This is a genomic window from Aminomonas paucivorans DSM 12260 (assembly GCF_000165795.1).
GTDB classification, from domain to species: domain Bacteria; phylum Synergistota; class Synergistia; order Synergistales; family Synergistaceae; genus Aminomonas; species Aminomonas paucivorans.
On sequence record NZ_CM001022.1, the window covers coordinates 2,183,631 to 2,209,171 of the forward strand.

A 25,541-nucleotide genomic window follows, 5' to 3' on the forward strand; every position below is an offset into this window, starting at 1 on the left:
CCGGAGGCCCCTCGGAACGCCCTACGGCGCCGGGGCCGCCAGCCGGTCCCCGTACACCGTCACCGCCTTCTCCCAGGTCCCCGCCGGGTAGGTCTTGGAACGGACCCCCTCGGGGAGGATCTTCGTCAGGGTCACGGGGGCTCCGCCGTTGCCGGAGAGGCGCAGCACCAGACGCTGCCCCGCCCGAAGGCCCACCAGGGTCTCCCGGGGCAGGGCAACCTTCGGTCCTCCGTAGGGAGCCCCTTGGGTGTCCAGGAGGCGGAGGGCCTTGAGCCCCCCCCGGTCCACCCGCACCAGGCCCCAGGGCCCTCCCCGAGCCCCCGTCAGGACTCCCTGGAGCAGACGAAGGTTCGTCTCCTCCCCCGGAGGGGCCGCCTCCAGCAGTTCCGCCGCGTTTCGCAGCAGGGCGCCCCCCGGATCCGCCCCCTCCCCCGTCAGGATCGGGGCCAGGGCCTTCCCGGCACCCCGGGGATCGGCGGGCCAGAACGCCGCAGCCTGGGCCACCGCGGCCAGGCTCCGGGACGGGGCCTCCCCCTCTCCCGGGGGGATCCTTCCGGCCATCCAGAGAAGCACCCCCGCGGGGGGCTCCCCCTCCACCGTCAGTTCCTGGATCCCTCCAGCCAGGGGGGACCGGGCGTTTCCCAGGATCAGGGCTCCCTGGACCTGGATCCGGACCCGTCCCCGATGGGGGGCCAGAAAGGCCGGAACCCCCGCCTGGGGCACCAGCTCGAACCGTCCGCTCCTCTCCCGGACGGAGCAGCGCTGGGTGCCCGTGGTGCGCAGACCGGAGGGCTCCGGGTCCAGGGACTGCCCCTCCAGGCGCAGCTCCAGAAATCCCTGCTGGGCGGCGATCCAGGCGGGCAGGTTGGCCCCGGGGTGGAACCGGTCCACCACCTCCACCCGCAGGGGAACGGGCAGTCCCGGAGACACCCGCGCCCCGGGAACGGGGGACACTTTCTGGACCTCCAGGGCCATGCCCACGTCGAAGCCCGTCCGGACGGAGCCCTCCGGCAGGGTCAGGTCCACCTCCTCCCGGAGGGGTTTGCCCTTCAGGTCCGGACCGGTGTACCGGTAGGCCACCGCCAGGGGAACGCCGGGGTCCAGCTCCACCTCCACTCGGGGTCCCTCCGCCCCACCGGGGACCGACAGGACTCCCAACCCGGAGGTGAGGGAAAGCACCCCCCGCTGGGGCCCCGAGGCGAGGTCGCCCTTCCAGTGCAGCCGAAGCTCGTTGCGGGCCCCGGGAAGGGAGGGGATCGCCGGGACGCGGGGAACCAGTTCCACCCGCGGGGCCCCCTGGGCGGTCCCCAAGGCGCTCCCCAGGACCCACAGGGCCCCCAGGATCAGCCCGCGAAGAGATCGGAATCGTCGCATCGAACACACCTCCACGTAGTTCCGTTCAGGGCAGGGGGTTTCCGGTCTCTCCGGGATCCCCCTGCCGAAGCCGTTCCCACAACGCCTGGGCTCCGGGGTAGGTGGCGTCCCGGGAGAGCAGTTCCTGCAGGAAGGACTGGGCCTCCTCGTTCCGCCCCTGTCCCTCCGCCGCCTGGGCGGCCAGGAAAAGGGCGGGGGCGTCCCGGGGAGCCAGATCCAGGGCCCGTCGGGCCTCCTGAGCTGCGGCGTCGAAGCGCCTCCGGGCCAGGTGGATCCGGGCCAACATCCGGTGCGGGCTCGGATCCCGGGGGGAGGAACGCACCGCCTCCTCCAGGATCGCCAGGGCCCCCGCCTCGTCCCCGGCGGACCAGCGCGCCTGGGCTCGGGCCAGCAGGTCCCCGGGAGGGGAGGGAGACGGGGCGGGGGAAGGGAAAGCCTGGGAGGGCTGGGGAGAAGGGCTCGGGACGCCCGAGAGCGTCCCCTCCTCTCCCCGGGACGAGGGGGAATCGGGACGCAGGTGCATCGCCGCCCCCGTGAGGGCTCCCGCCGCCAGCACCGCCAGGACCACCCACCGTTTCTTCGGAGAACGCCGAAGGGGCAGGGGGTGGGTCCGCCGCTCCCCCTGGATGAGGGCGTTTCGAAACGCCTCCACGGAGGGGTAGCGGTCCTGCGCCCGCACCGCCAGTCCCCGCAACAGGGCCGCCTCCGTCTGGGGCGGCAGGGGGACCTCCAGCAGGGAGGGGGCCACCAGGGTATCCTCGTGGAGCCGGTCCAGGGCATCCGGGGGAGGCTGGCCGGTGAGGCAGCGATACAGGGTGGCCGCCAGGCCGTACACGTCCGACCAGGGCCCCTGCTCCCCCCGGCTCCGGTACTGCTCCTCCGGGGCGTAGCCGGGCTTGAGGATCACCGAAAGGCTGCGGCTGCTGCGCCTCAGGGCGGAGCGGGCCGCGCCGAAGTCCAGGAGGGTGACGGTGCCCTTCCGAGGCACCAGAACGTTGTCGGGGCTCACGTCCCGGTGCAGCCACCCCACTCGATGGACCTCCTCCAGGGCGTCCATCACCGGATGGAGAAGCTCCAGCGCCTCCTCCAGGGGGATGCGCCCCCCCCGATCCTCCAGATAGGCCTTCAGGGTCCGCCCCTCCAGGTAGGTCATCACCATGTAGGCGGTGCCGTGAGCCCGGAAGGAATCCCGCACGGAGACGATGCCCGGCACGTCGTCGAACCGGGCCAGGGTCCGGGCTTCCTCCAGGAAACGCTCCAGCCCCTCCTGGTAGGCCTCCCCCTCCTCCCCCGCCGGGGGCACCACCCCGGGGCCCCTAGGGTCCCGGGCGACCAGCCCCAGGGGAAAGTACTCCTTCACCGCCAGCTTCCGCTCCAGGGAGCGGTCCCAGGCCAGGTAGGTGATGCCGAAGCCGCCCTGCCCCAGCACCGCCCCGATGCGGTAGCGGTCCTGCAGCAGGGTGCCCGGGGGCAGCCGGGAGGGGGAGGAGACCTCCACGGGGCCTCGCCCGCAGTGGGGACAGGCTTCGCCGGTCCAGCCCTCGCCGCCGCAAAAGGGGCACCGATCCTCGCTCACGTCTCCCGCCCCCCCTCCTCCACCGCCAGCACCACCGCCGTGGCGTTGTCCTGGGCGGCCTTTCCCTTCCGGGCCACCGCCTCCAGCAGGGCCGCCGCCGGGTCCTCCCCATGGGCGGACAGGGCCCGGGCCACCTCCCGATCCTCCAGGGTGCGGGTGACCCCGTCGGTGGCCAGGAGCACCCGGTCCCCGGGGCGAAGGGGCAGGGGATCCCCCGACCGGGCCACCTCCCGAAGCTCCTCAATGCCCAGGAAGCTCACCAGGGCATCTCGCTCCGGATGCCGGCGGGCCTCCTCCGGGTCCAGGCGGCCCGCCGCGGCGGCCCGCAGAAGCCGGGCCCCCACGGTGTGGTCCTCCGAAAGGAGCCGAAGCTCCCCGTCCCGCAGGAGGTACAGGCGGCTGTCCCCCACGGTGGACCAGTGGAGCCCCCCCTCGTCCAGGAGGGCCAGCACCAGGGTGGTGCCCACGTAGCCCGGGAAGCCCTCCCGGCGCCCCAGGGCGGACACGGCGGCCTGGGCCGCCGCCACCGCCCGCTCCAACAGGCGAGGGGACACCTCTTCCGCATCCTCCCCCTGGACTACCCCCCGCACCGCCTCCTCGGCGACCCGGGAGGCCCGGCCCCCCAGGGGGAGGCCCCCCATGCCGTCCGCCACCAGGGCGACCCATCCCCTCCCCCCTCGGGGAGGGAAAAGCCCCCACACGTCCTGCTGTTCCTCCCGGGAGCCCTGGATCTGCCCCCCCCAGCCCCGGACCTTCACGGGCGTCCCTCCGGAGGGTCGTCCCGGCGAGACCGTCCCGGCGGGGCGGGAGGCGCCGTCAGATAGCCCCCTCCCTCCCGTCCCGCCGGAAGGGAGTCGTCGAAGGCCAGCACCAGCAGGGGCAGCCAGAAGAAGGCCACCAGGATCCCCCAGAGCCAGAAGTCCTTCCCCAGCCTCTGGGCGATGCGCCCCCACAGCACCGTGTGGGCCCCCGCCGCGACCAGCCACGCCAGGGGGTGCAGCAGGGGCAGGAGGGCCACCCCCGCAAAGGGCCCCGTGAGGAGAATCCCCAGGAGCACCCCCGCCAGGGCCACCGCCCCCGGGGCCAGCAGCAGCACCACGTAGGCCCCGGGCAGGTCGGCGCACCGGCACAGGAGAATCAGATTGTACACGGGGATCAGGTACCGGGGGTAGCTGTCCCGGCGGAACTTCCTCCCCACCCGGTAGAGCACGTAGGCGAAGAGGGCGTAGACCCCCAGGCCCAGGCTCAGGGCCGACAGGGCCAGCCACACCGCCACCCCCGCAAGGCCCCACAGGCAGCCCATGGCTTCCATCCCCTTCTCTCCCTCCCCGGTCCCCTACCGGGGCCCCTCTCCGGCCTCCACCAGTCGGCGAAGGACCGCCTCCAGCTCCCGAAGCTTCTGGCCGTAGGCGGCCCAATCCCCGGCGCGGGAGGCCTGCTGGGCCTGCTCAAAGAGTTCCTGGGCCTTCCGGGCCAGGTCCTTCGTCCCCGGGGACGGGACCCCCCCCTCCCCTTCGGGGCGGGGCTCCGCCTCCCGGACCGCCGGGGCCGCCGGGGGCCGCCTCTTCGCGGCCTTGCCGCCCCCCAGCACGTCCTCCCCCACCAGCAGGGTCAGGGCCTCCCGGAAGGTCTCCGCCCAGACCACCCGTCCTCCCGTGGAGAGGATCACCCGCTTGAGTTCCGGCAGCTCCCCCCGCTCCGCCTTCAGGTACAGGGGCTGGACGTAGAGCAGGGACTTGCCGATGGGCACCACCAGCAGGTCTCCCCGGATCACGTCGGAGCCCCGCTGGCTCCACAGGGACATCTGGGCGGAGATCTCCGGGTTCTGGTCGATGAGGGCCTCGATCTGCGGGGGCCCGAAGATGAGCTTCTGCTTCGGGAACTGGTACACCACCAGCTCCCCGTAGTGCTCCGGGTCGCACCGTCCCGCCATCCAGCCGATGAGGTTGCTCCGCCCCACGGGCATGAAGGGCACGATGAGGGCGAACTCCGGCTTTTCCTTCCCCAACAGCTTCATGGTGACGTAGTTGGGGGAGAGGCGCTTCTCCCGGCCCGCCGGGGACACCTCCCACACGTCCTCCTTGTTGTAGTAGGTGTTGGTGTCCGTCATGTGGTAGACCCGGTACAGCTCGCTCTGCACCTCGAAGAGCCCCTCGGGGTAGCGCAGGTGGGCCCGCAGCCCCTCGGGCATCTCCGAGACGGGGCGGAAGAGCCCCGGGAAGACCCGGGCCCAGGTGGCCGCCAGGGGATCGGCGGGATCCATCAGGTAGAACCGCACCGTGCCGTCGTAGGCGTCCAGGGTGATCTTCACGCTGTTGCGCAGGTAGTTCACCCCGTTGAGCCCCTCCAGGGAGGGGTCCTCGATGGCCAGGGGCTTGGAGTAGGGGATCCGGTCCGTGGCGGTGTAGGCGTCCTGCACCCAGAGGATGCGCCCCCCCAGCACCACCGGATAGGGGTCGTCGTCGTAGGCCAGGAAGGGGGCCATCTCCCGCAGAACCTCCCCCAGGCTTCGGCGGAAGAGGACGCGGCTGTCCGGACGCAGGGAGCCCGTGAAGAGGATCTCCGTGTCCCGGAAGCGCAGGGCAAAGAGCAGCCGCCGCCACAGGGACCCCAGGGGCACCCCTCCGGTCCCCTCATAGGTGCTCCGGGCGTTGGCATCCCCCATGGGGTAGTCGAACTCCTTCACCTCCGTCCGCACCAGGGCGTAGGTGTTGGTCTTCTCCCCGAAGTAGACCTGGGGACGGCGGATGTCCAGGGAGACGGAGGCCTTGGGGGGCAGGTCCTTCACGAAGAGCACCGGCATCCCCCCGGGGGCCACCTCGTTCACCGGGTTCATCACCACCCCGAAACCGTGGGTGAACTCCAGGTGCCGGTTCACCCAGGTGGGGTTCTGGAGCTGACTGCTGTCCAGCTCCCGCACGGAGAGCATCACCTGCCGATGGACTCCCGACTCGTCGAAGTTATAGCGGTCGATGTCCACGTCGGAGAAGTCGTAGTAGGAGCGGATCTCCTGAAGCTGCTTGTAGGTCCGCAGCAGCGGGCCGTAGTCCCAGAGGCGGATGTTCCGCACCGTGTCCAGATCCGCCCTCAGGTCCTCCGGGGTGGTCTCCCCCGAGGGGGTGACGGAGAGGGCCCGGATCCGGTCCAGACCGTAGGCCTTGAGGGTGGCGTCCATGTGGAAGCGCAGGTAGGGCTTTTCCATCTCGTACTCGTTGGGCTTCACCACGTACTGCTGCACGATCCCCGGCACGACCACCCCCGCGATCCACCCCGCCCCCAGCAAGACCGCCAGGGCCACCAGGGAGGGACGCCACAGGGGACGGAAGAGGTTCACCGCCAGCAGCACCGCCGCGACGGCCGCCGCCCCCACGTTGAGGTACAGGGCGGGGAGCTTCACGTGCAGGTCCACGTACCCCGCCCCGAAGACGATGCCCCCGGGGGAGAGGAGCAGGTCGTAGCGGTCCAGCCACCACCCCGCCCCCCAGAGGAGCAGGAGGGAAGCGCCCAGGACCGCCAGGTGCCCCCGCACCGCCGGAGACACCCAGGGGCGCCCTTCCAGAAGCTGCACCGACCGCCCCAGGAAGTAGACCAGCAGGCAACCCGCCAGGGTGGTGAGGAGCAGCCCCGAGAACCACCCCTGGGCGAAGCGCCAGAAGGGCAGGGAGAAGACGTAGAATCCCAGGTCCCGGTGGAACACCGGGTCCGCGGTCCCGAAGGGCTGGGCATGGAGGAACCGCAGCACCAGCCCCCAGGCGCCCCGGGTTCCCAGGCCGTTGAGGACCCCCAGGACGAGGGAGGCCCCCAGGATCCAGCGCCCCGCGGGGTGGGGACCGGGGAGGTCCGCGAACCCTCGGGAGACGGCGAGACGCCAGTTCAGAAAGGTGAAGGCCGACGAGGCGACGAGGGCAACGGCGAAGAGCCCCCATTGGGGGAGGATCCGGGTCCAGAACACCGTCTCCTGTCCCAGGGACCGAAACCACCACAGATCCGTGACCCACCGGGCCAGCCAGGGCAGGCCGCTGAAGAGGACCAGCGCCGCCCCGGCCAGAAGGGGCAGCTTGCCCAGGCGGAAGGGCCTACGGGGAGGGGGCGGGGTCGACTCCAGGATCTCTTCCCCCTCGTTGTCCCCCTGTCCGGGGATCCACTCTTGGGCTCCTCGGGGAAACCAATCTCGAAACGTCATGGACCTTCCTCCTTCGCGGATGGGGACAAGGTCCCGGGGTGTGCCGTGACTTCGAGGAACGGCCGGGACAACCCGGGGAGTATAATCGGACCATCGTCCCCTTGGGGTACGATTGTAGGACCTATGCGGCGTCCAGGGAAACGTCCTCCTGAAGGCGCCTCCGAGAGGTGACTCCCGTGGAAGCTGCCACACCCTTTGAAACCCTAGCGGAAATCCCGGTGGACGAAGTCCTGACCCTCCAGCTCGTCCGGGGCAAGGGGCTCCCCCGCCTCGCCATCCTCAACCAGAGCACCGGCAAGAAGAAGCACACCTCCCTGGCCTGGGCGGAGGGACAGGAACGGAACCTCAAGATCAAGACGGGACGCACCTCCAGCCGGGAGTACCCCATGGAGGACGTGCGGGCCGCCGTGTCCCGGCTGGTGGAGCAGGCGGGACAGGATCTGACCCTCAAGGCCCTCCTCTGGAGGTCCGTGCAGGTGTTCGGCGACCTGATCCACCGGTCCCGGTCCGTGTACAGCGAGGCGGAGTGCCTCGCCGTGCCCGAGTCCAAGAGGGACACCCTGTGGCTGGCCTACGCCCCCTCTCCCCGGGACCCCCACCGGGTCCGCCCCTGCTTCGCCGAGACCCCCGAGGAGACGCAGCTTTTGGACGGACACCGGACCGAAGGAAGGCCCTGGCGGGGCATGGACCTCCCCGGTTCCCCCCCCTCCTCCCTGAGGAACCTGCCCTTCGTGCGGGACCTGTCCCACGCCAACCCCGACCGATGGGGGGTCCCCCTCATGACGGCGGCCCAGGCCATCCTCCTGGGCTTCCGGGACTGGTCCCCCGACGGGGAGCAGGACCTGGGGGAAGCCCTCTGGGCCCTCCTGCCCGGACCGGACTCCCGATCCGAGGAGACCCTCACCAACCTGGCGGGGAAGGGGCGGGAGTTCTGGACCCGCATGACCGCCTACCTGCGCCTCCAGCCCCTCCTGCACACCGTGGACCCCCGGGAGAGCGACGACGCCCCGGGAGAAGCGGAGGCGGAGGGCCTCAAGAAGCGGGAGCGCTTCTCCATGATGTCCCGCCCGGACCACTCCCGCATGTTCGTCGTCCAGCGCTACCTGGACGGGCAGGGACGCCTGGCCTTCAGCCTCGTCCCGGAAACCCGACTCCCCGGAGAGAAGGACCGCTTCCTGGTCCTGCAGGAGGAGGACTGGGAACGCATCCTCACCGCCTGCGCCCTGGGGGGAGAGCCAGATGGGCAGTACGCCACCTTCTCCCTGGTGCAGGCTCTGGAGATGGGCCGGTGGCTCGCCCTGGTCGAACCGATTCTGCGAGCCGGCTCCCCCAGCTTCCGTTGACCCGCGCCCGCGAGGCGCGATTCCGTTGCGATCTGACCCCGAAGAGGTGATCCCGTGAACAACCCGAGCCCCCTTGAGGCCATCCGTGCAAAGTGGAAGGACCACCCGGCGGTGCGCTCCGCTGCCGGAGAACTGACCAACATGGAGGACGACCTGGCCCGTCTCCGGGAAGCGGAGGACCCGGAGGAGCGCAAGGCCTATCGTCTTCTGTGGCAGCGCGCCGCCCACCAGTACTGGGAGCTGGTCTGGAGCCTGGTGGAGGCACGCATCGACGCGGAGAAGCTCCCCCCCGAAGCCCTGACCTTCGACGACGCGGAAAAGCTGGCCATCAACTTCGGCGTCCTCTCCTCCAAGGCCAATGTCCCCAACCCCCACTTCGCCGACGAACTGGACCAACCGGCCTGCCTGGACATCTACCAGTACGGACGCCTCACGGACTTCCTGGCGGAGAACTACGCCCTCCTCTTCGGGAAACCCTACGAGGGCCCCCAAGGGGGCACCACCCGGGAGGAAAAGCTGGCCCGCTTCGCCTCGGACCTGGGGGCCACGGAACAGCGCCGCCGCCTGGTGGTGTCCATGGTGCTCTCCCGCTGCGGCTTCATCACCCCTCCGGAGGTGGAGGAGATGCTCTCGCACCTGGAGGCGCACCTGCGCATCCACACGGAGGTGGAGATGCGCACCCGCCGGGTCCGGGAGGCGGACCCCTCGGACCGGGAGAAGATCCACGAGAACAGCAAGCGCTACGAGCTGGCGGAGCACGAGCTGCTGATCAGCCTGGAGCGGGCGGCCAAGGAGATCGAGACCTTCTCCGACCCGGAACTCCAGAAGGTGCTGGGCCTTCACGACCGCACCCGCTTCCTGGCCAACCTGGAGGTGCACGTGCGCAACGAGGCGGAGCGCTGGAAGACCCGGGTGGAGATGGCGGCTAGAAAGCACAAGGGCAAGGGCGTCCCCGCCCTCAAGGGGGAACTGCGGGAGGCCTTCAACCACAAGAAGGAGTTCATGACCCTGGCGGCGAGGAGCGCCCGCATGGACACTTCCCCCCTCAACGTGGACACGGGCAAGCCCGTGGGCTTCAAGCAGGCCGGGGAGATCATGATGGACCTCACCCCCCTGGATCCGGACATGCTCCGGGCCCCCCGGGTGCGCATGTACGGCATCCCCAAGGTGATCCTCACCCCCGGACGGGGCCTGGGGGTCTACGACTGGACGGACAACTCCCTCCTGATCCCCCAGTTCTCCCCCTACGGGGGGGTGCTCAAAAGCTTCTGCTTCGCCCTGGGGGCCTTCCGCTGGGACAACGACGAGGACCGGGTCCTGAAGGACTCCTACGGCCTCATCAAGGAGAACCGGGACAAGGGGATCCGAGCCCTCCAGGAGTCCTTCTGCCAGGACTACTTCATCTGGATGTCCAAGGAACGCCGGGGCTACCGGGTCCTCCCCAAGGAGACCTCCAAGTGGTTCCGGGTGCACTTCAAGAAACCCGCCTAGATCCGAAACGGGGGGGCGCGATCCCGGTCGGGGGTGCGGGGCTTCGTGCCGCACCCCCGACCTTTTTCGTCCTCCCGGAAGGCCCTCTTCCCGACCCGCTCCTTCCCCGCCGGAGGCAGACGTCCCCCTGCAAAAGGAGGTACCATGGACCCCCAAGGGGGGGGTGCCATGGAACGATGGATCGGGTCCTACCGCCTTTCGGACGATCAGGGCCTGCTTCGCCGCGACGCCATCTGCACCCTGGTGCAGGGAAGCTACTGGGGATGCCGCCGCACCCGGGAGACCATCGAGGCCTCCCTGGAACACTCCCTCTGCTACGGGGCCTACCTGGGAGAGGAGCAGGTGGCCTTCGCCCGGGTCGTGACGGACCGAGCGGTGATGTTCTGGCTGGCGGACGTCCTGGTCTGCCCGTCCCACCGGGGGCGAGGCCTCGGCAAGGGGCTGGTGGAACTGGTGCTGGACACCCCGGTCCTGCGGGGGCTCACGGGCCTCCTGGCCACCCGGGACGCCCCGGGGCTCTACGCCCGTTACGGCTTCGTCCGGGACACGGAGGGACGCTTCATGCGCCGCACCCCGCCGGAGGAGACCCCATCCCCCTGACCCGTCCGAGGCTCAAGGGGCCACACCCCCCCTCCTCCCGCCTCCTTCTGGACCTAGCCGTCCCGGGACTCCCGGGTTAGGTTGGGGCGGGAAGATTCCGGAAGGAGGACGAGAGATGGAACGCTATCCCGTGGGGCTGGTGCCCGGGCCGGTTCGGGTGCCCGAGGCCGCGGCGGCCCGATACGTTGAGGACTACGGCAGCCCGGACCTGGAGGGGGATTTTCTCTCCCTCTACCGAAGCTGCGAGGCGGGGCTGGCCCGGCTGCTGCACACGGAAAACCCCGTGGCCATCCAGTGCGGCGAGGGGATGCTGGCCCTCTGGGGGGCACTGAACAGCGTCCTGGCACCGGGGGACCGGCTCCTGGCGGTCTCCTCCGGGGTCTTCGGCTCGGGCTTCGCCGAGATGGGGCGGGCCCTGGGGCTGGAGGTGCGCCTCCTGGAGTTCCCCTTTTCCCGCCTCCCGGACCCCGAGGAGGTGCGGCAGGAGGCCCTGCGCTTCCGCCCCCGGATGATGACGGTGGTGCACTGCGAAACCCCCAGCGGGACCCTGACCCCCCTGGAGGACTACGGCCGCATCGCCCGGGAGGCGGAGGCCCTGCTGTGCGTGGACTTCGTGGCCAGCGCGGGAGGGGCCCCGGTGCGGGTGGACGACTGGGGCATCGACCTGGGCCTCCTGGGAAGCCAGAAGTGCCTCTCCCTGCCCCCGGACCTGTGCTTCACCTCCCTAAGCCCCCGGGCCCGGGAGGCGGTGCGCCTCCGGGGCTACCAGGGCTACGACGCCCTGGCCCCCTTCGAGGAGGCCCGCCTCACCGGGGCCTTCCCCTACACCCACCACTGGCGGGGGCTGGCGGCGCTGCGCCAGGCCCTGGACCTCTACGAGGAGGAGGGGCAGGAGGCGGTCTGGAGCCGCCACGCCCGAGCCGCGGCCCGCTGCCGAAGCCGCCTGGCGGACCTGGGGGTGGCGCTCTTCCCGGAGGAGGAAGCCTTCTGCTCCCCCACCGTCACCGCCGCCCGGGTGCCCGAGGGGTGGACCTGGGAGGCCCTGGACGGGGCCCTGCGTCGCCGGGGGGTGGTGCTGGGGGGCAACTACGGCCCCCTGGCGGGAAAGGTCTTCCGGTTCGGCCACATGGGAACCCAGGCCTCCCTCCCCCTGGTGGACCGGGCCCTGGACGCCCTGGGAGAGGTCCTGGCGAAGCGCCCTTGACGAAACCGCCCCCTTGGGGTGTACTGGGGACCACAACCCGCCCCTCCCGGGGCGGGACCATAGCTTCCGGGGGAGTCCCGCAGACGGGACTGAGAGGAAGGGCGAGGCCCTTCGACCCCTCGAACCTGATCCGGTTCATACCGGCGGAGGAAGGAAGATCCAGGGGCTTGACCCATCGTGGAGGATCCGCCGTCAGGGCGGGTCCTCTTTTTTTGTGGAGGAAGGAGAGACGCGGATGGGACTGTATCGAGGGGTGGCCCTCACCGTTGCGGGAAGCGATTCCGGCGGGGGGGCGGGGATCCAGGCGGACCTGAAGACCTTCGCGGCCCTGCGGGTCTTCGGCACCAGCGCCCTGGCGGCGGTGACGGTGCAGAACTCCCTGGGGGTCCGGGGGTTCCACCCGGTTCCGGAGGAGACGGTGCGGGGACAGATCGACGCGGTGTGCTCCGACTTCCCCGTGGGGGCGGTCAAGACGGGGATGCTGGCCTCCCAGGCCCTGGTGAGGGCGACGGCGGAGGCCCTGGAGGCGGCGGGGGTGCGAAACCTGGTGGTGGACCCGGTGATGGTCTCCCAGAGCGGGGACCCCCTTCTGGGGGAGGACGCGGCGGCGGCCCTGCGGGACCGGCTGCTTCCCCTGGCTCTCCTGGCCACGCCGAACCTCCCGGAGGCGGAGGTGCTCCTGGGGCGACGGATCCCGGGACCTGAGGCCATGGAGGAGGCCGCCCGGGACCTGCTGGCCCTGGGGCCGAAGGGGGTGCTCCTCAAGGGGGGACACCTGGAGGGGGAGGAGCTGGTGGACGTGCTGGCTCTCCCCGGAGACCTGCGGGTCTTCCGGCAGAGCCGCCTGCACACGGAGAACACCCACGGCACGGGGTGCACCCTGAGCGCCGCGGTGGCGGCGGAGCTGGCGGCGGGGTGCGACCTCCCGGAGGCGGTGGACCGGGGACGGCGCTACCTGCGCCAGGCCCTGGAGGCGGGGGTGCGGTACGGCCGGGGGCACGGCTGCCCCGGCCACGGGGTGACGCCCTCCTGGGTGGACCGGCGGTGAGCCGGTCGGTCTGGGCCCGGGTGGCAGAGGTCCGCCCCCTGCTGCACCACCTCACCAACCGGGTGGCGGCGCCCCTGCAGGCGGAGGTGGCCCTGGCCCTGGGGGCCTGCCCGGTGATGACCTGTTGGCCCCCCGAGGCGGGCTCGGTGGCCCGGGGGGCCGACGGGGTGCTGGTGAACGCCGGAACCCCGGAGACAGAGGCCCAGGCGGGTCAGGACGAGGCCCTGGCCGCCACGGAGGGCACGGAGATCCCGAGGCTGCTGGACCTGGTGGGCTGCGGCCTCTCCCTCCCCCGCACGGAGCGCCTCCGGACCCTGCTGGCCCGGCACCGGTTCGCCTGCGTGAAGGGCAACGGAGCGGAGGTGGCCGCTCTGGCGGGGCGCCCCGCCCTCCTCCGGGGGGTGGAGGGGACCACGGAGGTTCGGGAGGAGGATCTGGCGGACCTGGCCCGGAAACACCGCACCCTGGTGCTGGCCACGGGAGGGACGGACCGGTTCGCCGACCCCTTCCATACCGGACGCCTGGCGGGGGGACACGAGGCCCTGCGCTCCCTCCCGGGCAGCGGATGCGCCCTGGGCACCGCCCTGCTGGCGGCCTTGGCGGCAGGGGTGGAGCCCTTCGAGGCGGCGGGAGCGGCGGTGGGGCTCTTCGCCGCCGCCTCGACCCGGGCGGCCTCCCGAGGGTGCGGCCCCGGTTCCTTCCGGGTCGCCTTCCTGGACGCCCTGGGGGAGGCCCGCACGGGAGGGCTTCCCCTGCCGGAGGCGGAGGGGACGCCGTGACCGGGGACCTGCGCTCCCACCTGAAGCTGTACGTGATCCCGGACCTCCGGGCGGGGGCTCCCCGAAGCCTGATGGAACAGGCCCGGGCGGCCCTGGCGGGGGGGGCGGGGACGGTGCAGCTGCGCCACAAGACCGCCTCGGGGCGGGAGCTGTGTCGCCTGGGGGAGGCCCTGGCGGCCCTCTGCGACGATGCGGGAGCCCTCTTTTTCGTGAACGACCGGCTGGACGTGGCCCTGGCCTGCGGGGCCTCGGGGGTCCACCTGGGTCTGGAGGACCTGCCCGTGGCGGTCGCCCGCCGCCTGGCCCCCCCGGACTTCCTGGTGGGGGCCACCGCCCGCACCCCGGAGCAGGCCCTCCGGGCCTGGAAGGACGGGGCGGACTACCTGGGGGTGGGGGCGGTGGCCCCCACCCCCACCAAGGAGGACACCACCGTCATCGGGCCGGAGGGCTTCGCCGCCGTGGCCGCCTCAGTACCCCTGCCCTGCGTGGCCGTGGGGGGGATCACCGCCGCCGCCGTGCCGGACCTGCGGCGTCGGGGCGCCGCAGGGGTCGTGGTGGTGCGGGAAGCCGTGGGTGCCCCGGACCCGGCGGAGGCCTGCCGCAGGCTTCGGGAGCTTCTGGATGCTTGAGGTCCGGGCCCTGCGGAAGTCCTTCGGGGGGCGGCCGGTGCTGGGGGGGCTGGACCTGGACCTCCCCCGGGGGGGGTGCCTGGCCCTGGCGGGCCCCTCGGGGTGCGGCAAGAGCACCCTGCTGCACCTCCTGGCGGGGCTGGTTCCCCCGGACGGAGGGACGATGCGCATGGAGGGCCGGGAGGTTCCCTCCCTCCGAGGGCGCTGCGCCCTCATGGCCCAGGATGACCGGCTGCTCCCCTGGATGGACCTGCTGGACAACGCCCTCCTCCCGGTGCGGATGCGGGGGGAGGACCCGAGGCGCCGGGAGGGGGAGGCCCGGGAACTGCTGGACCGCTTCGGCCTGGGGGAGTTCCTTCGCTACCCTCCCGGGTCCGTCTCCGGGGGGATGCGGCAGCGGTGCGCCCTGGCGCGCACCCTCCTCTGGGGGTGTCCCCTGGTGCTTCTGGACGAGCCCCTCTCCGCCCTGGACGCCTTCACCCGCCGGACCCTCCAGGAGGAGGTGCTGCGCCTCCAGGGGGAGTGGGGGCGCACCCTCCTCTGGGTGACCCACGACCTGGAGGAGGCCCTTCGGGTGGGAGACCGGGTCTGGGTGCTGGGACCGGGGATGGAGGTGCGGGAGCGCCTCGTCCCCCCCGGCCCCAAGCCCCGGCCCGCCGACGGGGAACTGGCGGCCCTGCGGGAACGGGCCTTCCGGGCCCTGGAAGGGTCCCGTGGCTAGGCTCCGGGACCGGGCCCTGGGCCTGGGGCTCTTCCTGCTTCTCCTGGCGCTCTGGGAGGGAGTCTGCCGGGGGCTGGACCTGCCCCCCTATCTGCTTCCCTCGCCGGGACGGGTGGCGAGGGTACTGCTCTCCCAGGCCCCGGAGCTGCTGGCCCACGGGGCGGTCACCCTGGGGGAGATGGTCCTGGGGATCCTCCTGGGCCTGGGGGCGGCGCTTCTGGTGGGGGGAGGCCTCTTCGCCCTGCCCCAGGCGGAGCGGGCGGTGCTGCCCCTGCTGGTGGCCACCCAGGCGGCGCCGGTGTTCGCCCTGGCCCCTCTCCTGGTGGTGTGGTTCGGCTTCGGCATGGGACCCAAGGTGGCCCTCACCGCCCTGGTGGTCTTCTTCCCCGTGGCCCTGGCGTTCCTCCAGGGACTGAAGCACCGGGATCGGGGGCGGGAGGACCTGCTGCGCCTCATGGGAGGGGGGAGGATCGCCCGGTTTCGGGCCTTCCACCTCCCCGGGGCGCTGCCCCCCCTGATGGGGGGGCTCAAGACGGGGGTCTGCGTGGCCCCCATCGGGGCGGTGCTGGGGGAATGGTGCGGCGCCTCCCGGGGGCTGGGCTTTCTGATGCTCCAGGCCAACGCCCGCCTGGCCACGGACCGGGTCTTCGCGGCCCTGGCGGTGCTGGTGGTCCTGGGGACGGGACTCTACGGGGCGGTGGATCGGCTGGAGCGGCGTCTGGTGTGGTGGACCCGCCCGGAGGGGCGGGCCCGGTGGCTGGAACGAAGAGAAAGGAAGGGAAGGAAATGAGACGACTTCTGTGCGCGACGGTCCTGCTGGTCCTCCTGGGGGCCCCGGCGGGGGGGGCGGAGAAAGTCCGACTGATGCTGGACTGGACCCCCAACGTCGACCATGCCCCCCTCTACTGGGCCCAGGCCCGGGGGGCCTTCGCCCGGGAGGGACTGGAGGTGGAGATCCTGACCCCCTCGGACACGGCGGACCCCCTGAAGCTGGCGGCGGCGGGACGGACGGACCTGGCCCTGGGGTACATGCCCCAGGCCCTGGTGGCAGCCTCGGGGGGCATCCCCGTGCGGGTCTGCGCCCGCCTGGTGGCGCGCCCCTTGAGCACCGTGGTGGCTCTGGAGGACAAGGGAATCCGAAGCGTGAAGGACCTCTCGGGCAAGCGCATCGGCACCACCGTGCCGGGGATGATGGACGTGCTGGGGAAGGTCTTCGCCCGGCACCACGGGCTGAAGGACCTGGAGTGGGTCCACGTGGGCTTCCAGATCGTCCCGCCCCTGGCCTCGGGCAAGGTGGCGGCGGTGGTGGGGGCCTTCCGGAACGTGGAGGTGGTGCAGCTGCGCCGCCAGGGGCTCAAGCCCCGGGTCTTCCCCCTGGAGGAGGGGGGCGTCCCGGACTACGACGAGCTGGTGGTGCTGGCCTCCCCGGCCCTGAGCAAACGCCCCCGGGTCCTGGCGGCCTTCCGACGGGCCCTGGCGGAGGGACTGGAGGCGACGCGGCGACACCCCGAACAGGCCATGAGCGCCTACCTGCAGTCGGTTCCCGGGGCGGACCAAGCGGAAGAACGGGAGATGCTGGACGCCACCCTGCCCTTCTTCGCGAAGGACCAGAAGCTGGACCCCGCCCGGTGGCGGCGTTTCGCCGACTTCGCCCTCCGGGAGAAGCTGGTGGAAAAGCCGGTGGACCCCGCGCCCCTGCTCCTCCGTTTCTGACGCAACCAAACTTTATAAGGAGGTCGAGATCATGAACCGCGAACGCCTGCGCAACCTGGCCCTGGCGGGGCTCTTCGCCGCCCTGGGGGTGCTCCTCTCGGGGCTGTCCGTCCCCGTGGGGCCCACCCGGTGCTTTCCGGCCCAGCACGCCCTCAACGCCCTGGCGGGGGTACTCCTGGGGCCCTGGTGGGCCGCCGGGGCCGCCACGATCACCAGCCTGCTCCGGGTGAGCCTGGGCACGGGCACCCTCTTCGCCTTCCCCGGGAGCATCCCCGGGGCCCTGGCGGTGGGCTTCGCCGCCGCCCTGCTCCCGGACCGGCTGAAACCCCTGGGGGCCCTGGCGGAGCCCCTGGCCACCTGCACCCTGGGGGCCTGGATCTGCGCCGCCTGGCTGGGCCCCGCCATGGGCAAGTCCGTGGGGTACGCCTTCCTGGCGGGAGCCTTCGGGGCCAGCAGCGTTCCCGGGGCCCTGCTGGGTCTGGGGCTCCTGGCCGCCCTGAGGGCAGGGTTGCCCCTGCTTCGGGGACACCGGGGAACCCTGTAGAGCCGCCCCCGGTCCTGGGGTACACTGGAGGGACGGGATCCTCGTCCCTCCGGGTCCCGGGGGAGGCCTGCCATGACGGAAGGCCATCGAAGCCTGATCCGGATCCACCTGGCGGTGCTGCTCTTCGGCTTCTCCGGGCTCTTCGCCCGGCTCATCCACCTTCCCGCCTGGACCATCACCTGGGGGCGGGTCACCTTCGCCTCCCTCTCCCTCATGGTCCTCTTCCTCCTCCGAGGGGAGAGCCTGCGGATGCGCACCCCCCGACAGACCGCCCTGGCCCTGGGGGCGGGTGTCGTGCTGGCGGGGCACTGGTCCGCCTTCTTCCAGTCCATCCAGACCTCCACGGTGGCCGTGGGAACCCTCACCTTCGCCACTTTCCCCCTCTTCGCTGCCTTCCTGGAACCCCTGATCTTCCGGGAGCGCCTCCGCCTCCGCGATCTGACCACCGCCTCGGTCCTGATCCTGGGGGTGGCCATCCTGGTCCCCCGGGCGGACCTGGGGGACGCCATGACCCGGGGCATCCTCTGGGGGATGCTGGGAAGCCTCTCCTTCGCGGTGCTCTCCCTGATGAACCGCTCCCTGGTGCGGGACAACCGGGGAACCCTGGTGGCCTTCTACGAGCAGGGCGCCGCCGCACTGGTCCTCACCCCCCTGGTGCTCCTCCGGCGGGACCCCTTGCCCCTGCCGGACCTGGCCCTCCTGGCCCTGGTGGGGGTGGTGTTCACCGCCGGGGCCCACTCCCTGTTCATCGGGGGCATGAGGAAGGTGACCGCCCGGGCCGCCGGGGTCATCTCGGGGCTGGAGCCGGTGTACGCCATCCTGGGGGCCCTGGTCCTCCTGGGGGAAACCCCCAGCCTGCGGGAGTGCCTGGGCGGGGCGGTCGTCCTGGCAGCCGCAGCAGCCTCCTCCCTCCGCTCCGCCCGGGAGTCGGGGGGCTCCCCTTCCCCCGCCGTTTCCGCTACCCTATCCCCTCCATGGCGGCTTCCAACTCCGCCTCAAGGCTCCCCTTCCCCCGCCGTTTCCGCTACCCTATCCCCAAACGACCCTAAGGAGGGATCCCCATGAATCCTGTGCTTCAGGCCATCCACAGCCGCCGCAGCACCCGGGCCTACCGCCCGGAGCCCCTGAAGGCGGAAGAGCTGGACACCATCCTGGAGGCGGGGCTCTACGCCCCCAGCGCCTGCAACGGCCAGCCCTGGCACTTCACGGTGGTCCACGACCGGACTCTGCTGGACCACATGAGCGAGGTGTGCAGGACGGGCATGGCGGCCAGCGGGCAGGACTGGATGGTGTCCATGGCGAAGAACCCGGAGTTCCACGTGTTCTACCGTGCCCCGCTGGCGGTGGTGGTCTCGGGGCTCAAGGACGGACTGTGCCCCCTGGTGGACACCGCCGCGGCCATCCAGAACATGCTCCTGGCGGCGGAAAGCCTGGGCATCGGCTCCTGCTGGCTGGGGCTGGCCCGGTTCTTCTTCGCCTCCCCCCAGGAGGTACGCAAGCTGGACATCCCGGAGGGATACGACCCCCTCTACGCCGTGAGCCTGGGGTACAAGGCGGGACCCGACGCCCCCGCCCCGGCCCGGAAGGGACGCCCCATCCGGCACCTCTACGCCCCCAAGGCCTGAGGAAAATCCGGGAGAAAACACAGGACGAAGCGCAGCGCAAGGCCAGGGCCCCGGACGACCTCCGGGGCCCTGGCCTTGCGCTTTCCGCAGGTCTTCGAGAATGGGGCCTACTTCATCTGCACCCCGATGCCCCGCTCCTCCGGCGTGCCGGGGATGAGGCTGTCGCAGAAAGCGGCACAGATCCCCGCCACCGCCATGGGGGTCTTCAGGATGGCCCAGATCATGCCGCCGAAGGTGACCAGGGCCTGTCCGTAGGCGGGATTCATGAAGAGGGCCTGGTTCTTTTCGATCCACCCGGGAAGCCCCAGGGCCATGAGGAAGGCAAAGCCCACGATGACCACGTTGCGCTGCGATCCCATGTCCGCCCGCATGAGCACCTGGATCCCCAGGGCGCCGATGATGCCGAACAGGGAGATGTAGGCTCCCCCTATGACCGGGGAGGGCATGGTGGCGATGAGCCCCCCCAGTTTGCCGATGAAGGAGAGGAGGATGAGGATCACCGCTCCGGTGCGCACCACGTGGCGGCTGGCCACGCCGGTGAGGCCGATGAGCCCGATGTTCTCGGTGTAGGAGGTGGTACCCACGGAGCCGAAGATCCCCGACAGGGCGCAGTTGAAACCCTCCGCTCCGATGCCCCGGCTGATCATCTCCGGGGTGGGATCCTCCAGCCCGGAGACGTAGGAGCAGGAGTGGTAATCCCCGATGGACTCGATCATGACGGCGAAGAACCCCGCCAGCATGGCGCCGAAGGCCAGGAAGCTGAACTTGGGAACCCCCCAGGGCATGAAGACGTTGTACCGGATCCAGGGGGCGGCGGCCACCTTGCCCAGGTCGATGTAGGCGGGGTGGGTGGGACCGAAGATCCCCGCCAGAGAGGCGGCCAGGCAGATCAGGTAGGCGATGACGATGGATGAGAGGATCGCGAAGATGTTGGCGTACTTGTTCTTGCTCACCAGGCTGAAGAACATGATGAGGGCCACCACCAGCAGGGAGATGGGCCAGTAGTTGGCCGCGTTGAATTGGATGGCCACCGGGGCCAGGGAGAAGCCGATGGCCATGATGACCGGGCCGATGACCACGGGAGTGATGATCTTCCGGATATACCCCACGATCTTGCTGTACCCCAGGAAGGAGAGGAGCAGCCCCCCGGTGATGAGCCCTCCGCCCACGTACTGCATGATGACGTTGGGCCCCATCCCCTTGTAGGCGCCGATGACGGTCATGATGGAGGGGATGAAGCTGAAGCTGGAGCCCTGGACGATGGGCAGCCCCGTGCCCAGCTTGGGGGAGGTCTGGATGAGGGTGGCCACCCCCATGCCGAAGTACACGCAGGAGATGAACGCCCCGATCTGGAGGGTGTCCATGCCCATGGCGGGACCGAAAATGAGGGGCACCAGGGTGGTGGCCCCGAAGAGGGTGAGCACGTGCTGCGCCCCCGCGAGGATCATGATGGGTGTCGGGGGCTTGTCGTTCAGGCCGTACACGATCTGTTTGCGTGCCATGTCCGCACCTCCTGATGGATTGGGTGTTGTTCCCGAAAAGAAGAATCCCGATCCCTTGCCTTCCTACCGCCTTCTCTGGCCGGGCACCTCCCCTCCCCTGGGCTCCACCCCTCGGACGGGAACCCGAAGGTCCACGTCCCGGCGGAATCCCCCCAGGTCCAGGGACCGCACCGCCGGACGGGTCTTCAGGGCCGCGACGCCGCGCCGCACCGCGTAGAGGCAGTCGCTCTCCCGACGGATCGCGTCGAACTCGTCCTCCGCGTCCCACACCGCAAAGTTGGCGGGCTTGCCCGCCTCGATGCCGTACCGGCCCTCCACCTGCAGGGTCTTGGCGGAGTTGGCAGTGATCATGTCGAAGAGGGCGAAGATCTGCTCGTAGCCGCTCATGTGGGCGGTGTGGAGCAGCAGGTTCGCCGCCTGGAGCATGGACCCCTTCCCCAGGGGGTACCAGGGGTCCATGATGGAATCATGTCCGATGCACACGTTGATCCCCCGGGCATGCATCTCGTCCACCCGGGTGTGCCCCCTCCGGCGGGGGTAGCCGTCGGTGCGGTTCTGGAGCACCGAGTTGTCGAAGGGGTTGGTGATGAAGTTCATCTTCGACCGCTCGGCGATGCCCAGGAGCTTGAAGGCATAGTCGTTGTGGTAATTGTGCATGGCCGTGGCGTGGCTGGCGGTCACCCGTTCCCCCATGCCCGTGGACAGGGCCCGGGCCGCCATCACCTCCACGAACCGGGACTGGTCGTCCCCCGTCTCGTCGCAATGGATGTCGATGAGGGCGTCGTGCTTTCGGGCCAGCTCGAAGGCCAGCTCCACGTCCCGCACCCCGTCCTCCCGGGTGAGTTCGTTGTGGGGGATGCCCCCCACCACGTCCGCCCCCATGTCCAGGGCCCGGCGCATCAGGGCCTCCCCCTCCGGGAAGGTGAAGACCCCGTCCTGGGGGAAGGCCACGATCTGCACCTCCACCAGGTCCTTCACCCGGTCCTTCACCTCCAGGAGCGCCTCCAGTGTCAGGAGGGACGGGTCCGTCACGTCCGCGTGGGTACGAATAAACTGCACCCCCTGGGCGAACTCCCACAGCACCGCCTCCACCGCGTTGTCCACCAGTTCCTTGCGGGTGAGGCGGGGCTTGCGCTCCCCCCAGATCTGGATGCCCTCCAGCAGGGTGCCGGAGGCGTTGAAGCGAGGGTCCCCCACGGAGAGCACCGCGTCCAGGTGCAGGTGGGGGTCGCACAGGGGCGGGGTGGTGAGGTTCCCCTCCGCGTCGATCTCCTCCCGTCCCTGCTCCTCCAGGGCGGGACCGATCTTCCGGATGATCCCCCCGTCCACGGCGATGTCCGTCCGTTCCTCGGCCCCCCGCAGGCGAGCGTTGCGCACCACCAGGTCCAGCATGCCCTTCCTCCTCCTCCTTCTTCCGGGATCAGCAGCCCGGTTCTTCCGCCGGCACCGGAGCGGGGCCGTGGAGCAGCCGGTCCGCCGCCGCGTAGACCAGCGCCGCGACCACGATGGCGTTCAGGGGGGCGACGCTGAAGGTCCCCACCGGGGGGGAGAATTGGGACGCGGCGATGGCCACCCCCCAGGCGATCAGGGCGGCCCCGTTGACGGAGCGGAAGGGGTAGTCCTCCAGGGCTGGGTAGCGCCCTCGCCACTTGAGGAAGAAATCCCCGATGAGGATGCCCCCGATGGGGGGCAGGGAGACGCTTAGAAACACCAGCCAGTTCACGAAATGGTTGTAGAGGAAGTGGGCCAGCAGGGTCCCCGCGGCACCCGCCAGGATCGTGAGCCGCCTGCGCTTGCCCCCGGTGATGTTGGCCAGTCCCAGACCGGAGGCGTAGAGGGCGTTGTCGTTGGTGGTCCAGATGTTCAGGGCCAGCAGGGCGATGCCGCCCCCCAGAAGGCCCTGGGCAGCCAGGACCTCCGACGTGTCCGCCACCCCCGTGGCCATGGCCCCCAGGGCGCCGAAGAAGAACATGAGGCTGTTGCCGAAGGTGAAGCCCACGGCCGTGGCCCCCACCCCGCCGGTCCGGCTGCGGGAGAAGCGCACGAAGTCCGGGGTGAGGGTGGCGCCGCTGATGAAGGACCCCACCCCCAGGGCCACCCCCTTGGCGAAGGTGAGGGGCTTGGAGGGCTCCACGGCCAGGAGGGCCGCAAGCCCTCCCGCGTCGGCAAACGCCCGGGCCATGGACCAAAACCCCAGGAAGAGGATGGCGGGGACGGCGATCCAGCTGATCCACTCGATGGCCTTGAACCCGATGACCACCGTGCCGGTCATGAGGACGCCCCCCAGCAGGATCAGGGGCGTCAGGGGAACCCCCAGGAGCTTCTGGATGGGGTAGGCGAACATGGCCACCCCCACGCCGAACCAGCCGATCTGGGTGAGGGCCAGCATGAAGGAGGGCAGCTTGGAACCGAAGGTTCCGAAGGCGTGCCGGGCCAGGATGTGGGTGGACAGGTTGGTGGCGGAGGCAGCATACCCCAGAAAGGCCCCGTAGACCCCCAGGATCAGGTTCCCCGCGAGGACGACGACCACCAGGTCCGGCCAGAGACGGAACCCCGTCCCCAGCGCCCCTCCCGTCCACATGCTGGCGGCGAAGAAGGTGAACCCCAGCATCACCATGGACATGGAGAGGAAACCGCGACGCTCCCCCTCCGGCACCGGGGTCAGGGCATAGTCGTCGTGCACGCTCTCCCGGGTCTTTTGCGCGGACATCCCGCCACACCCCTTCCTTGGGTTCCCCACAAGCAGGCTCCGGGACGGGAGAGCCCCCGCCCCGAAGCCCGGAGTTCAGCTTACAGCCATTCCTTGATGGCGCTCTTGTAGCTCTGCTCCTGGGCGTAGGGATACTCCCAGAGGTCCGTCTCCCCCCTCTTGCCCATCTGCACGGCCTTGTACACCCGCTCCTTGGAGAAGGGATAGGTGTGGATCCGCACCCCCAGGGCGTCGAACAGGGCGTTGTCGATGGCCGGGGCCGGGGAGATCATGGAGTGTTCCCCGATGCCCCGGTTCCCGTAGGGGGACAGCTCCTCCGGGGTCTCCTCCCAGAAGGCGTCGATGTCCTCCGGCACGTCCATGGAGGTGGACATCTTATAGTCCGTGAAGTCCGGGGTCAGGAGACGTCCCTTCTCGTCGTAGTACATCCCCTCCATGAGCCCCGCGGAGATGCCCTGCACCGTGCCGCCCTCGATCTGCCCCCGCACGTTGATGGGGCTGATGGCGCGGCCCACATCATACCCGGCGCTCACCCGGTTGACCACCACTTCCCCCGTGGCGGGGTCCGCCTCGATGTCGATCCCCACGGCCCCCACGGTGAAGTGCACCACGCTCTTCCGGGACTGCCCCGTCTCCGCGTCCGGGTAGGTGATGTCCGGAGGGGTGAAGGAACCGGTCCCCACCACGGGCCCGCCGTGGAGGTTCCCGTCGGGCATGAGGAAACCGTTCTGGATCCGTTCGTCCAGGGGCTCGGACCGCCCCGCCTTGCGGCACTTCACCACCCCGTGTTCGATGGTGATGCTCTCCGGTTCCACCTGCCAACACTGGGCGTAGAGGGCGAGCAGCTTCTCCCGGGCATCCGTGGCGGCCCGCTTGACCGCCATGCCCATGGACCAGCAGGAGCGGCTGGCCACGGTCTGCCAGTCGTAGGGGTGGCTGTTGGTGTCCGGGAAGAGGCAGCGGATCTTCTCCAGGGGGATCCCCAGCTCCTCCGAGACCATCTGGGCGTAGGCGGTGTAGGCCCCCTGCCCCATGTCCATGGTGGCCGCCAGGACCTCCACGGTGCCGTCCCCCAGGATCTTCACCAGGGCGGAGGAGGAGGCGTCGGCGGGCATGGCGGGGGCCTTGATGGCCAGGGCGAAGCCCTTGCCCCGAACCCATCCGGGCCGGGTGGCCTCTTCCTTGCGCTTCAGGCCGATGCGGTCCACCACCTTGCCCACGATGGTGCTCAGGGCGTGGTTGTGCATGGGCATGCCCGTGCAGGTGGGAAGCCCCGGCTGAAGCATGTTCTTCAGGCGGAACTCGATGGGATCCATGCCGATCTTCCGGGCGGCGATGTCGATGATCACCTCCATGGCTCCCATGAGTTCCGGAAGCCCGAAGCCCCGGTAGGCCCCCCCGAAGGGCTTGTTGGTGTACACCGCGTAGCTGTCCGTCCACACGTTGGGGACGTAGTAGCACCCCGTGGAGGTGTAGCCCGCGCTGCGCACCGGGTTGGCCCCGTACTCCGCCGAGACCCCCGTGTCGAAGAAGAAGGTGTTCTTGATGGCCTGGATCTTCCCCTCCTTGTCGATGCCCAGCTTGATCTTCGCCACGTAGGCCTGGCGCACCCAGGAGGTGAGGAGCACCTCCTCCCGGGGGATGTAGAGCTTCACAGGGCGTCCCCGAAGGTCCGGATCCATGGCCCCGGCCAGACACAGGGACTCCACGGTCATCCCCGCCTTGCCCCCGAAGCCGCCCCCGATGGGAGGGGCCACGACCCGGATCTTGTGGAGGGGGTAGTTCAGTCCCTTGGCCACGATGTCCCGCACGGCGAAGGCGGACTGGGCGGCGGTCCAGATGGTGAGGTTCCCCGTGGCGGGGTCCTCCTTGCAGATGCAGCAGTGGGGTTCCAGAAAGCCGTGGGCGATCTGGGGGCAGTTCACCGCCTCCTCCACGATGTATTCCGACTCCGCGAAGGCCTTGTCCACGTCCCCCCGGCGGATGCGGAACCAGTTGGCGATGTTGGTTCCCGGCTGGGGGGTGAGGTAGGGGACCCGCTCGTAGGTCTCCAGCTCCGGGTGCACCAGCACTCCGTTGTCCGTGGCTGCCTGGATGGGGTCGAACACCGCCGGGAGTTCCCGGTACTTGGCGGTGATCTGGAGCATCCCCTCCTCCGCCGCCTCCTCCGTCTCCGCCACCACCAGGGCGATGGGTTCCCCCACGTAGCGCACCTTGCGGATGGCCAGGGGGGTGCGGTCCTGGAGGTAGAGGCCGAAGCGATGGACGAACTGATCTCCCGTGATGACCTTGACCACCCCGGGGACCTTCAGGGCGCCGGAGACGTCGATGGAGAGGATCTCCCCGTGGGCCACGGTGGAGCGGGCCGCCCGGGCGTGGAGCAGCTCCGAACCGAACCGAAGGTCATCGGTGAACTGCAGGGTCCCGGCGGCCTTCTCCACGTCGTACTGGCGGGGGACCCACTTGCCCACCCCGTCGTTGGTGATGGTCTGCTTCATG

22 protein-coding genes and 1 riboswitch are annotated in these 25,541 nt (G+C 70.6%); of the genes, 13 read left to right on the plus strand and 9 right to left on the minus strand.

The window, feature by feature from the left end; all coding sequences use genetic code 11:
• Positions 1 to 21: 21 nt before the first annotated feature.
• Genes APAU_RS10350 through APAU_RS10370 form a run of 5 tightly spaced genes read right to left on the minus strand, consistent with a single transcriptional unit; the run spans position 22 to position 7,133 of the window.
• Positions 22 to 1,374, minus strand: a complete 1,353-nt coding sequence (locus tag APAU_RS10350; RefSeq protein WP_006301696.1) for a hypothetical protein — start codon at positions 1,372 to 1,374, stop codon at positions 22 to 24.
• Positions 1,375 to 1,399: 25 nt separating this feature from the next.
• On the minus strand, positions 1,400 to 2,950 hold the full coding sequence (locus tag APAU_RS10355; RefSeq protein ID WP_006301697.1) for a serine/threonine protein kinase: 1,551 nt from the start codon (positions 2,948 to 2,950) through the stop codon (positions 1,400 to 1,402).
• The gene (locus APAU_RS13570; RefSeq protein ID WP_006301698.1) at positions 2,947 to 3,708 is read right to left on the minus strand and encodes a PP2C family protein-serine/threonine phosphatase; all 762 of its coding nucleotides are present in this window, start codon (positions 3,706 to 3,708) and stop codon (positions 2,947 to 2,949) included. Before APAU_RS13570 ends, APAU_RS10355 begins: the two co-directional genes overlap by 4 nt.
• Positions 3,705 to 4,262 (minus strand): hypothetical protein, encoded by a 558-nt coding sequence (locus APAU_RS13575; protein WP_006301699.1) that lies wholly within the window; start codon positions 4,260 to 4,262, stop codon positions 3,705 to 3,707. Before APAU_RS13575 ends, APAU_RS13570 begins: the two co-directional genes overlap by 4 nt.
• Before the next feature lie 24 nt (positions 4,263 to 4,286).
• On the minus strand, positions 4,287 to 7,133 hold the full coding sequence (locus tag APAU_RS10370) for a UPF0182 family membrane protein (protein WP_006301700.1): 2,847 nt from the start codon (positions 7,131 to 7,133) through the stop codon (positions 4,287 to 4,289).
• A 218-nt stretch (positions 7,134 to 7,351) separates the two neighbouring features.
• Between APAU_RS10370 and APAU_RS10375 the strand changes: the two genes are divergently transcribed.
• The 13 genes from APAU_RS10375 (at position 7,352) to APAU_RS10435 (ending at position 18,830) form a co-directional block, all read left to right on the plus strand.
• Entirely contained in the window at positions 7,352 to 8,476 is a 1,125-nt protein-coding gene (locus APAU_RS10375; RefSeq protein WP_040345073.1) for a hypothetical protein, read from the plus strand.
• 54 nt (positions 8,477 to 8,530) lie between these two features.
• Positions 8,531 to 9,967, plus strand: a complete 1,437-nt coding sequence (locus APAU_RS10380) for a hypothetical protein (RefSeq protein WP_006301702.1) — start codon at positions 8,531 to 8,533, stop codon at positions 9,965 to 9,967.
• 168 nt (positions 9,968 to 10,135) lie between these two features.
• Entirely contained in the window at positions 10,136 to 10,567 is a 432-nt protein-coding gene (locus tag APAU_RS10385) for a GNAT family N-acetyltransferase (RefSeq protein WP_050792543.1), read from the plus strand.
• 115 nt (positions 10,568 to 10,682) lie between these two features.
• The gene (locus tag APAU_RS10390; RefSeq protein ID WP_006301704.1) at positions 10,683 to 11,771 is read left to right on the plus strand and encodes a pyridoxal-phosphate-dependent aminotransferase family protein; all 1,089 of its coding nucleotides are present in this window, start codon (positions 10,683 to 10,685) and stop codon (positions 11,769 to 11,771) included.
• A gap of 58 nt (positions 11,772 to 11,829) precedes the next feature.
• A riboswitch (TPP riboswitch) is annotated at positions 11,830 to 11,940 on the plus strand.
• Between the two features lie 66 nt (positions 11,941 to 12,006).
• Positions 12,007 to 12,819 (plus strand): bifunctional hydroxymethylpyrimidine kinase/phosphomethylpyrimidine kinase, encoded by an 813-nt coding sequence (thiD, locus tag APAU_RS10395; RefSeq protein ID WP_006301705.1) that lies wholly within the window; start codon positions 12,007 to 12,009, stop codon positions 12,817 to 12,819.
• Positions 12,816 to 13,598, plus strand: coding sequence for a hydroxyethylthiazole kinase (locus APAU_RS10400; protein ID WP_006301706.1), 783 nt, complete (start codon positions 12,816 to 12,818; stop codon positions 13,596 to 13,598). The genes thiD and APAU_RS10400 overlap by 4 nt, the downstream gene beginning before the upstream one ends.
• Complete coding sequence (thiE, locus tag APAU_RS10405; protein ID WP_006301707.1) at positions 13,595 to 14,227, plus strand: thiamine phosphate synthase; 633 nt, start codon at positions 13,595 to 13,597, stop codon at positions 14,225 to 14,227. The genes APAU_RS10400 and thiE overlap by 4 nt, the downstream gene beginning before the upstream one ends.
• The gene (locus APAU_RS10410; RefSeq protein ID WP_006301708.1) at positions 14,220 to 14,948 is read left to right on the plus strand and encodes an ABC transporter ATP-binding protein; all 729 of its coding nucleotides are present in this window, start codon (positions 14,220 to 14,222) and stop codon (positions 14,946 to 14,948) included. Before thiE ends, APAU_RS10410 begins: the two co-directional genes overlap by 8 nt.
• Positions 14,941 to 15,738, plus strand: a complete 798-nt coding sequence (locus APAU_RS10415) for an ABC transporter permease (protein WP_006301709.1) — start codon at positions 14,941 to 14,943, stop codon at positions 15,736 to 15,738. Before APAU_RS10410 ends, APAU_RS10415 begins: the two co-directional genes overlap by 8 nt.
• Complete coding sequence (locus APAU_RS10420) at positions 15,735 to 16,661, plus strand: ABC transporter substrate-binding protein (RefSeq protein WP_006301710.1); 927 nt, start codon at positions 15,735 to 15,737, stop codon at positions 16,659 to 16,661. Before APAU_RS10415 ends, APAU_RS10420 begins: the two co-directional genes overlap by 4 nt.
• A gap of 31 nt (positions 16,662 to 16,692) precedes the next feature.
• On the plus strand, positions 16,693 to 17,205 hold the full coding sequence (thiW, locus tag APAU_RS10425) for an energy coupling factor transporter S component ThiW (RefSeq protein WP_006301711.1): 513 nt from the start codon (positions 16,693 to 16,695) through the stop codon (positions 17,203 to 17,205).
• 72 nt (positions 17,206 to 17,277) lie between these two features.
• Positions 17,278 to 18,270 (plus strand): DMT family transporter, encoded by a 993-nt coding sequence (locus tag APAU_RS10430; RefSeq protein WP_006301712.1) that lies wholly within the window; start codon positions 17,278 to 17,280, stop codon positions 18,268 to 18,270.
• Positions 18,267 to 18,830 carry a nitroreductase family protein gene (locus tag APAU_RS10435; protein ID WP_006301713.1) on the plus strand — a complete coding sequence of 188 codons (564 nt, stop codon included), beginning with the start codon at positions 18,267 to 18,269 and terminating at the stop codon, positions 18,828 to 18,830. The genes APAU_RS10430 and APAU_RS10435 overlap by 4 nt, the downstream gene beginning before the upstream one ends.
• Before the next feature lie 107 nt (positions 18,831 to 18,937).
• Here the strand turns inward: APAU_RS10435 and APAU_RS10440 are convergent, their stop codons facing one another.
• From APAU_RS10440 to APAU_RS10455, 4 genes are all read right to left on the minus strand, one after another.
• Positions 18,938 to 20,332 carry a uracil-xanthine permease family protein gene (locus APAU_RS10440; RefSeq protein ID WP_006301714.1) on the minus strand — a complete coding sequence of 465 codons (1,395 nt, stop codon included), beginning with the start codon at positions 20,330 to 20,332 and terminating at the stop codon, positions 18,938 to 18,940.
• A gap of 63 nt (positions 20,333 to 20,395) precedes the next feature.
• The gene (gene codA, locus APAU_RS10445; protein WP_006301715.1) at positions 20,396 to 21,724 is read right to left on the minus strand and encodes a cytosine deaminase; all 1,329 of its coding nucleotides are present in this window, start codon (positions 21,722 to 21,724) and stop codon (positions 20,396 to 20,398) included.
• A gap of 28 nt (positions 21,725 to 21,752) precedes the next feature.
• Positions 21,753 to 23,042, minus strand: a complete 1,290-nt coding sequence (gene codB, locus APAU_RS10450) for a cytosine permease (RefSeq protein WP_006301716.1) — start codon at positions 23,040 to 23,042, stop codon at positions 21,753 to 21,755.
• 80 nt (positions 23,043 to 23,122) lie between these two features.
• Complete coding sequence (locus tag APAU_RS10455; RefSeq protein WP_006301717.1) at positions 23,123 to 25,540, minus strand: xanthine dehydrogenase family protein molybdopterin-binding subunit; 2,418 nt, start codon at positions 25,538 to 25,540, stop codon at positions 23,123 to 23,125.
• Position 25,541: the final 1 nt, after the last annotated feature.

Coding starts and splice junctions, on each gene's coding strand:
- APAU_RS10350 (WP_006301696.1), bottom strand. CDS start 1,374: ATGCGACGATTCCGATCTCTTCGCGGGCTGATCCTGGGGGCCCTGTGG.
- APAU_RS13575 (WP_006301699.1), bottom strand. CDS start 4,262: ATGGAAGCCATGGGCTGCCTGTGGGGCCTTGCGGGGGTGGCGGTGTGG.
- APAU_RS10370 (WP_006301700.1), bottom strand. CDS start 7,133: ATGACGTTTCGAGATTGGTTTCCCCGAGGAGCCCAAGAGTGGATCCCC.
- APAU_RS10385 (WP_050792543.1), top strand. CDS start 10,136: ATGGAACGATGGATCGGGTCCTACCGCCTTTCGGACGATCAGGGCCTG.
- APAU_RS10390 (WP_006301704.1), top strand. CDS start 10,683: ATGGAACGCTATCCCGTGGGGCTGGTGCCCGGGCCGGTTCGGGTGCCC.
- thiD (WP_006301705.1), top strand. CDS start 12,007: ATGGGACTGTATCGAGGGGTGGCCCTCACCGTTGCGGGAAGCGATTCC.
- APAU_RS10410 (WP_006301708.1), top strand. CDS start 14,220: ATGCTTGAGGTCCGGGCCCTGCGGAAGTCCTTCGGGGGGCGGCCGGTG.
- APAU_RS10420 (WP_006301710.1), top strand. CDS start 15,735: ATGAGACGACTTCTGTGCGCGACGGTCCTGCTGGTCCTCCTGGGGGCC.
- thiW (WP_006301711.1), top strand. CDS start 16,693: ATGAACCGCGAACGCCTGCGCAACCTGGCCCTGGCGGGGCTCTTCGCC.
- APAU_RS10430 (WP_006301712.1), top strand. CDS start 17,278: ATGACGGAAGGCCATCGAAGCCTGATCCGGATCCACCTGGCGGTGCTG.
- APAU_RS10435 (WP_006301713.1), top strand. CDS start 18,267: ATGAATCCTGTGCTTCAGGCCATCCACAGCCGCCGCAGCACCCGGGCC.
- APAU_RS10440 (WP_006301714.1), bottom strand. CDS start 20,332: ATGGCACGCAAACAGATCGTGTACGGCCTGAACGACAAGCCCCCGACA.
- codA (WP_006301715.1), bottom strand. CDS start 21,724: ATGCTGGACCTGGTGGTGCGCAACGCTCGCCTGCGGGGGGCCGAGGAA.
- codB (WP_006301716.1), bottom strand. CDS start 23,042: ATGTCCGCGCAAAAGACCCGGGAGAGCGTGCACGACGACTATGCCCTG.
- APAU_RS10455 (WP_006301717.1), bottom strand. CDS start 25,540: ATGAAGCAGACCATCACCAACGACGGGGTGGGCAAGTGGGTCCCCCGC.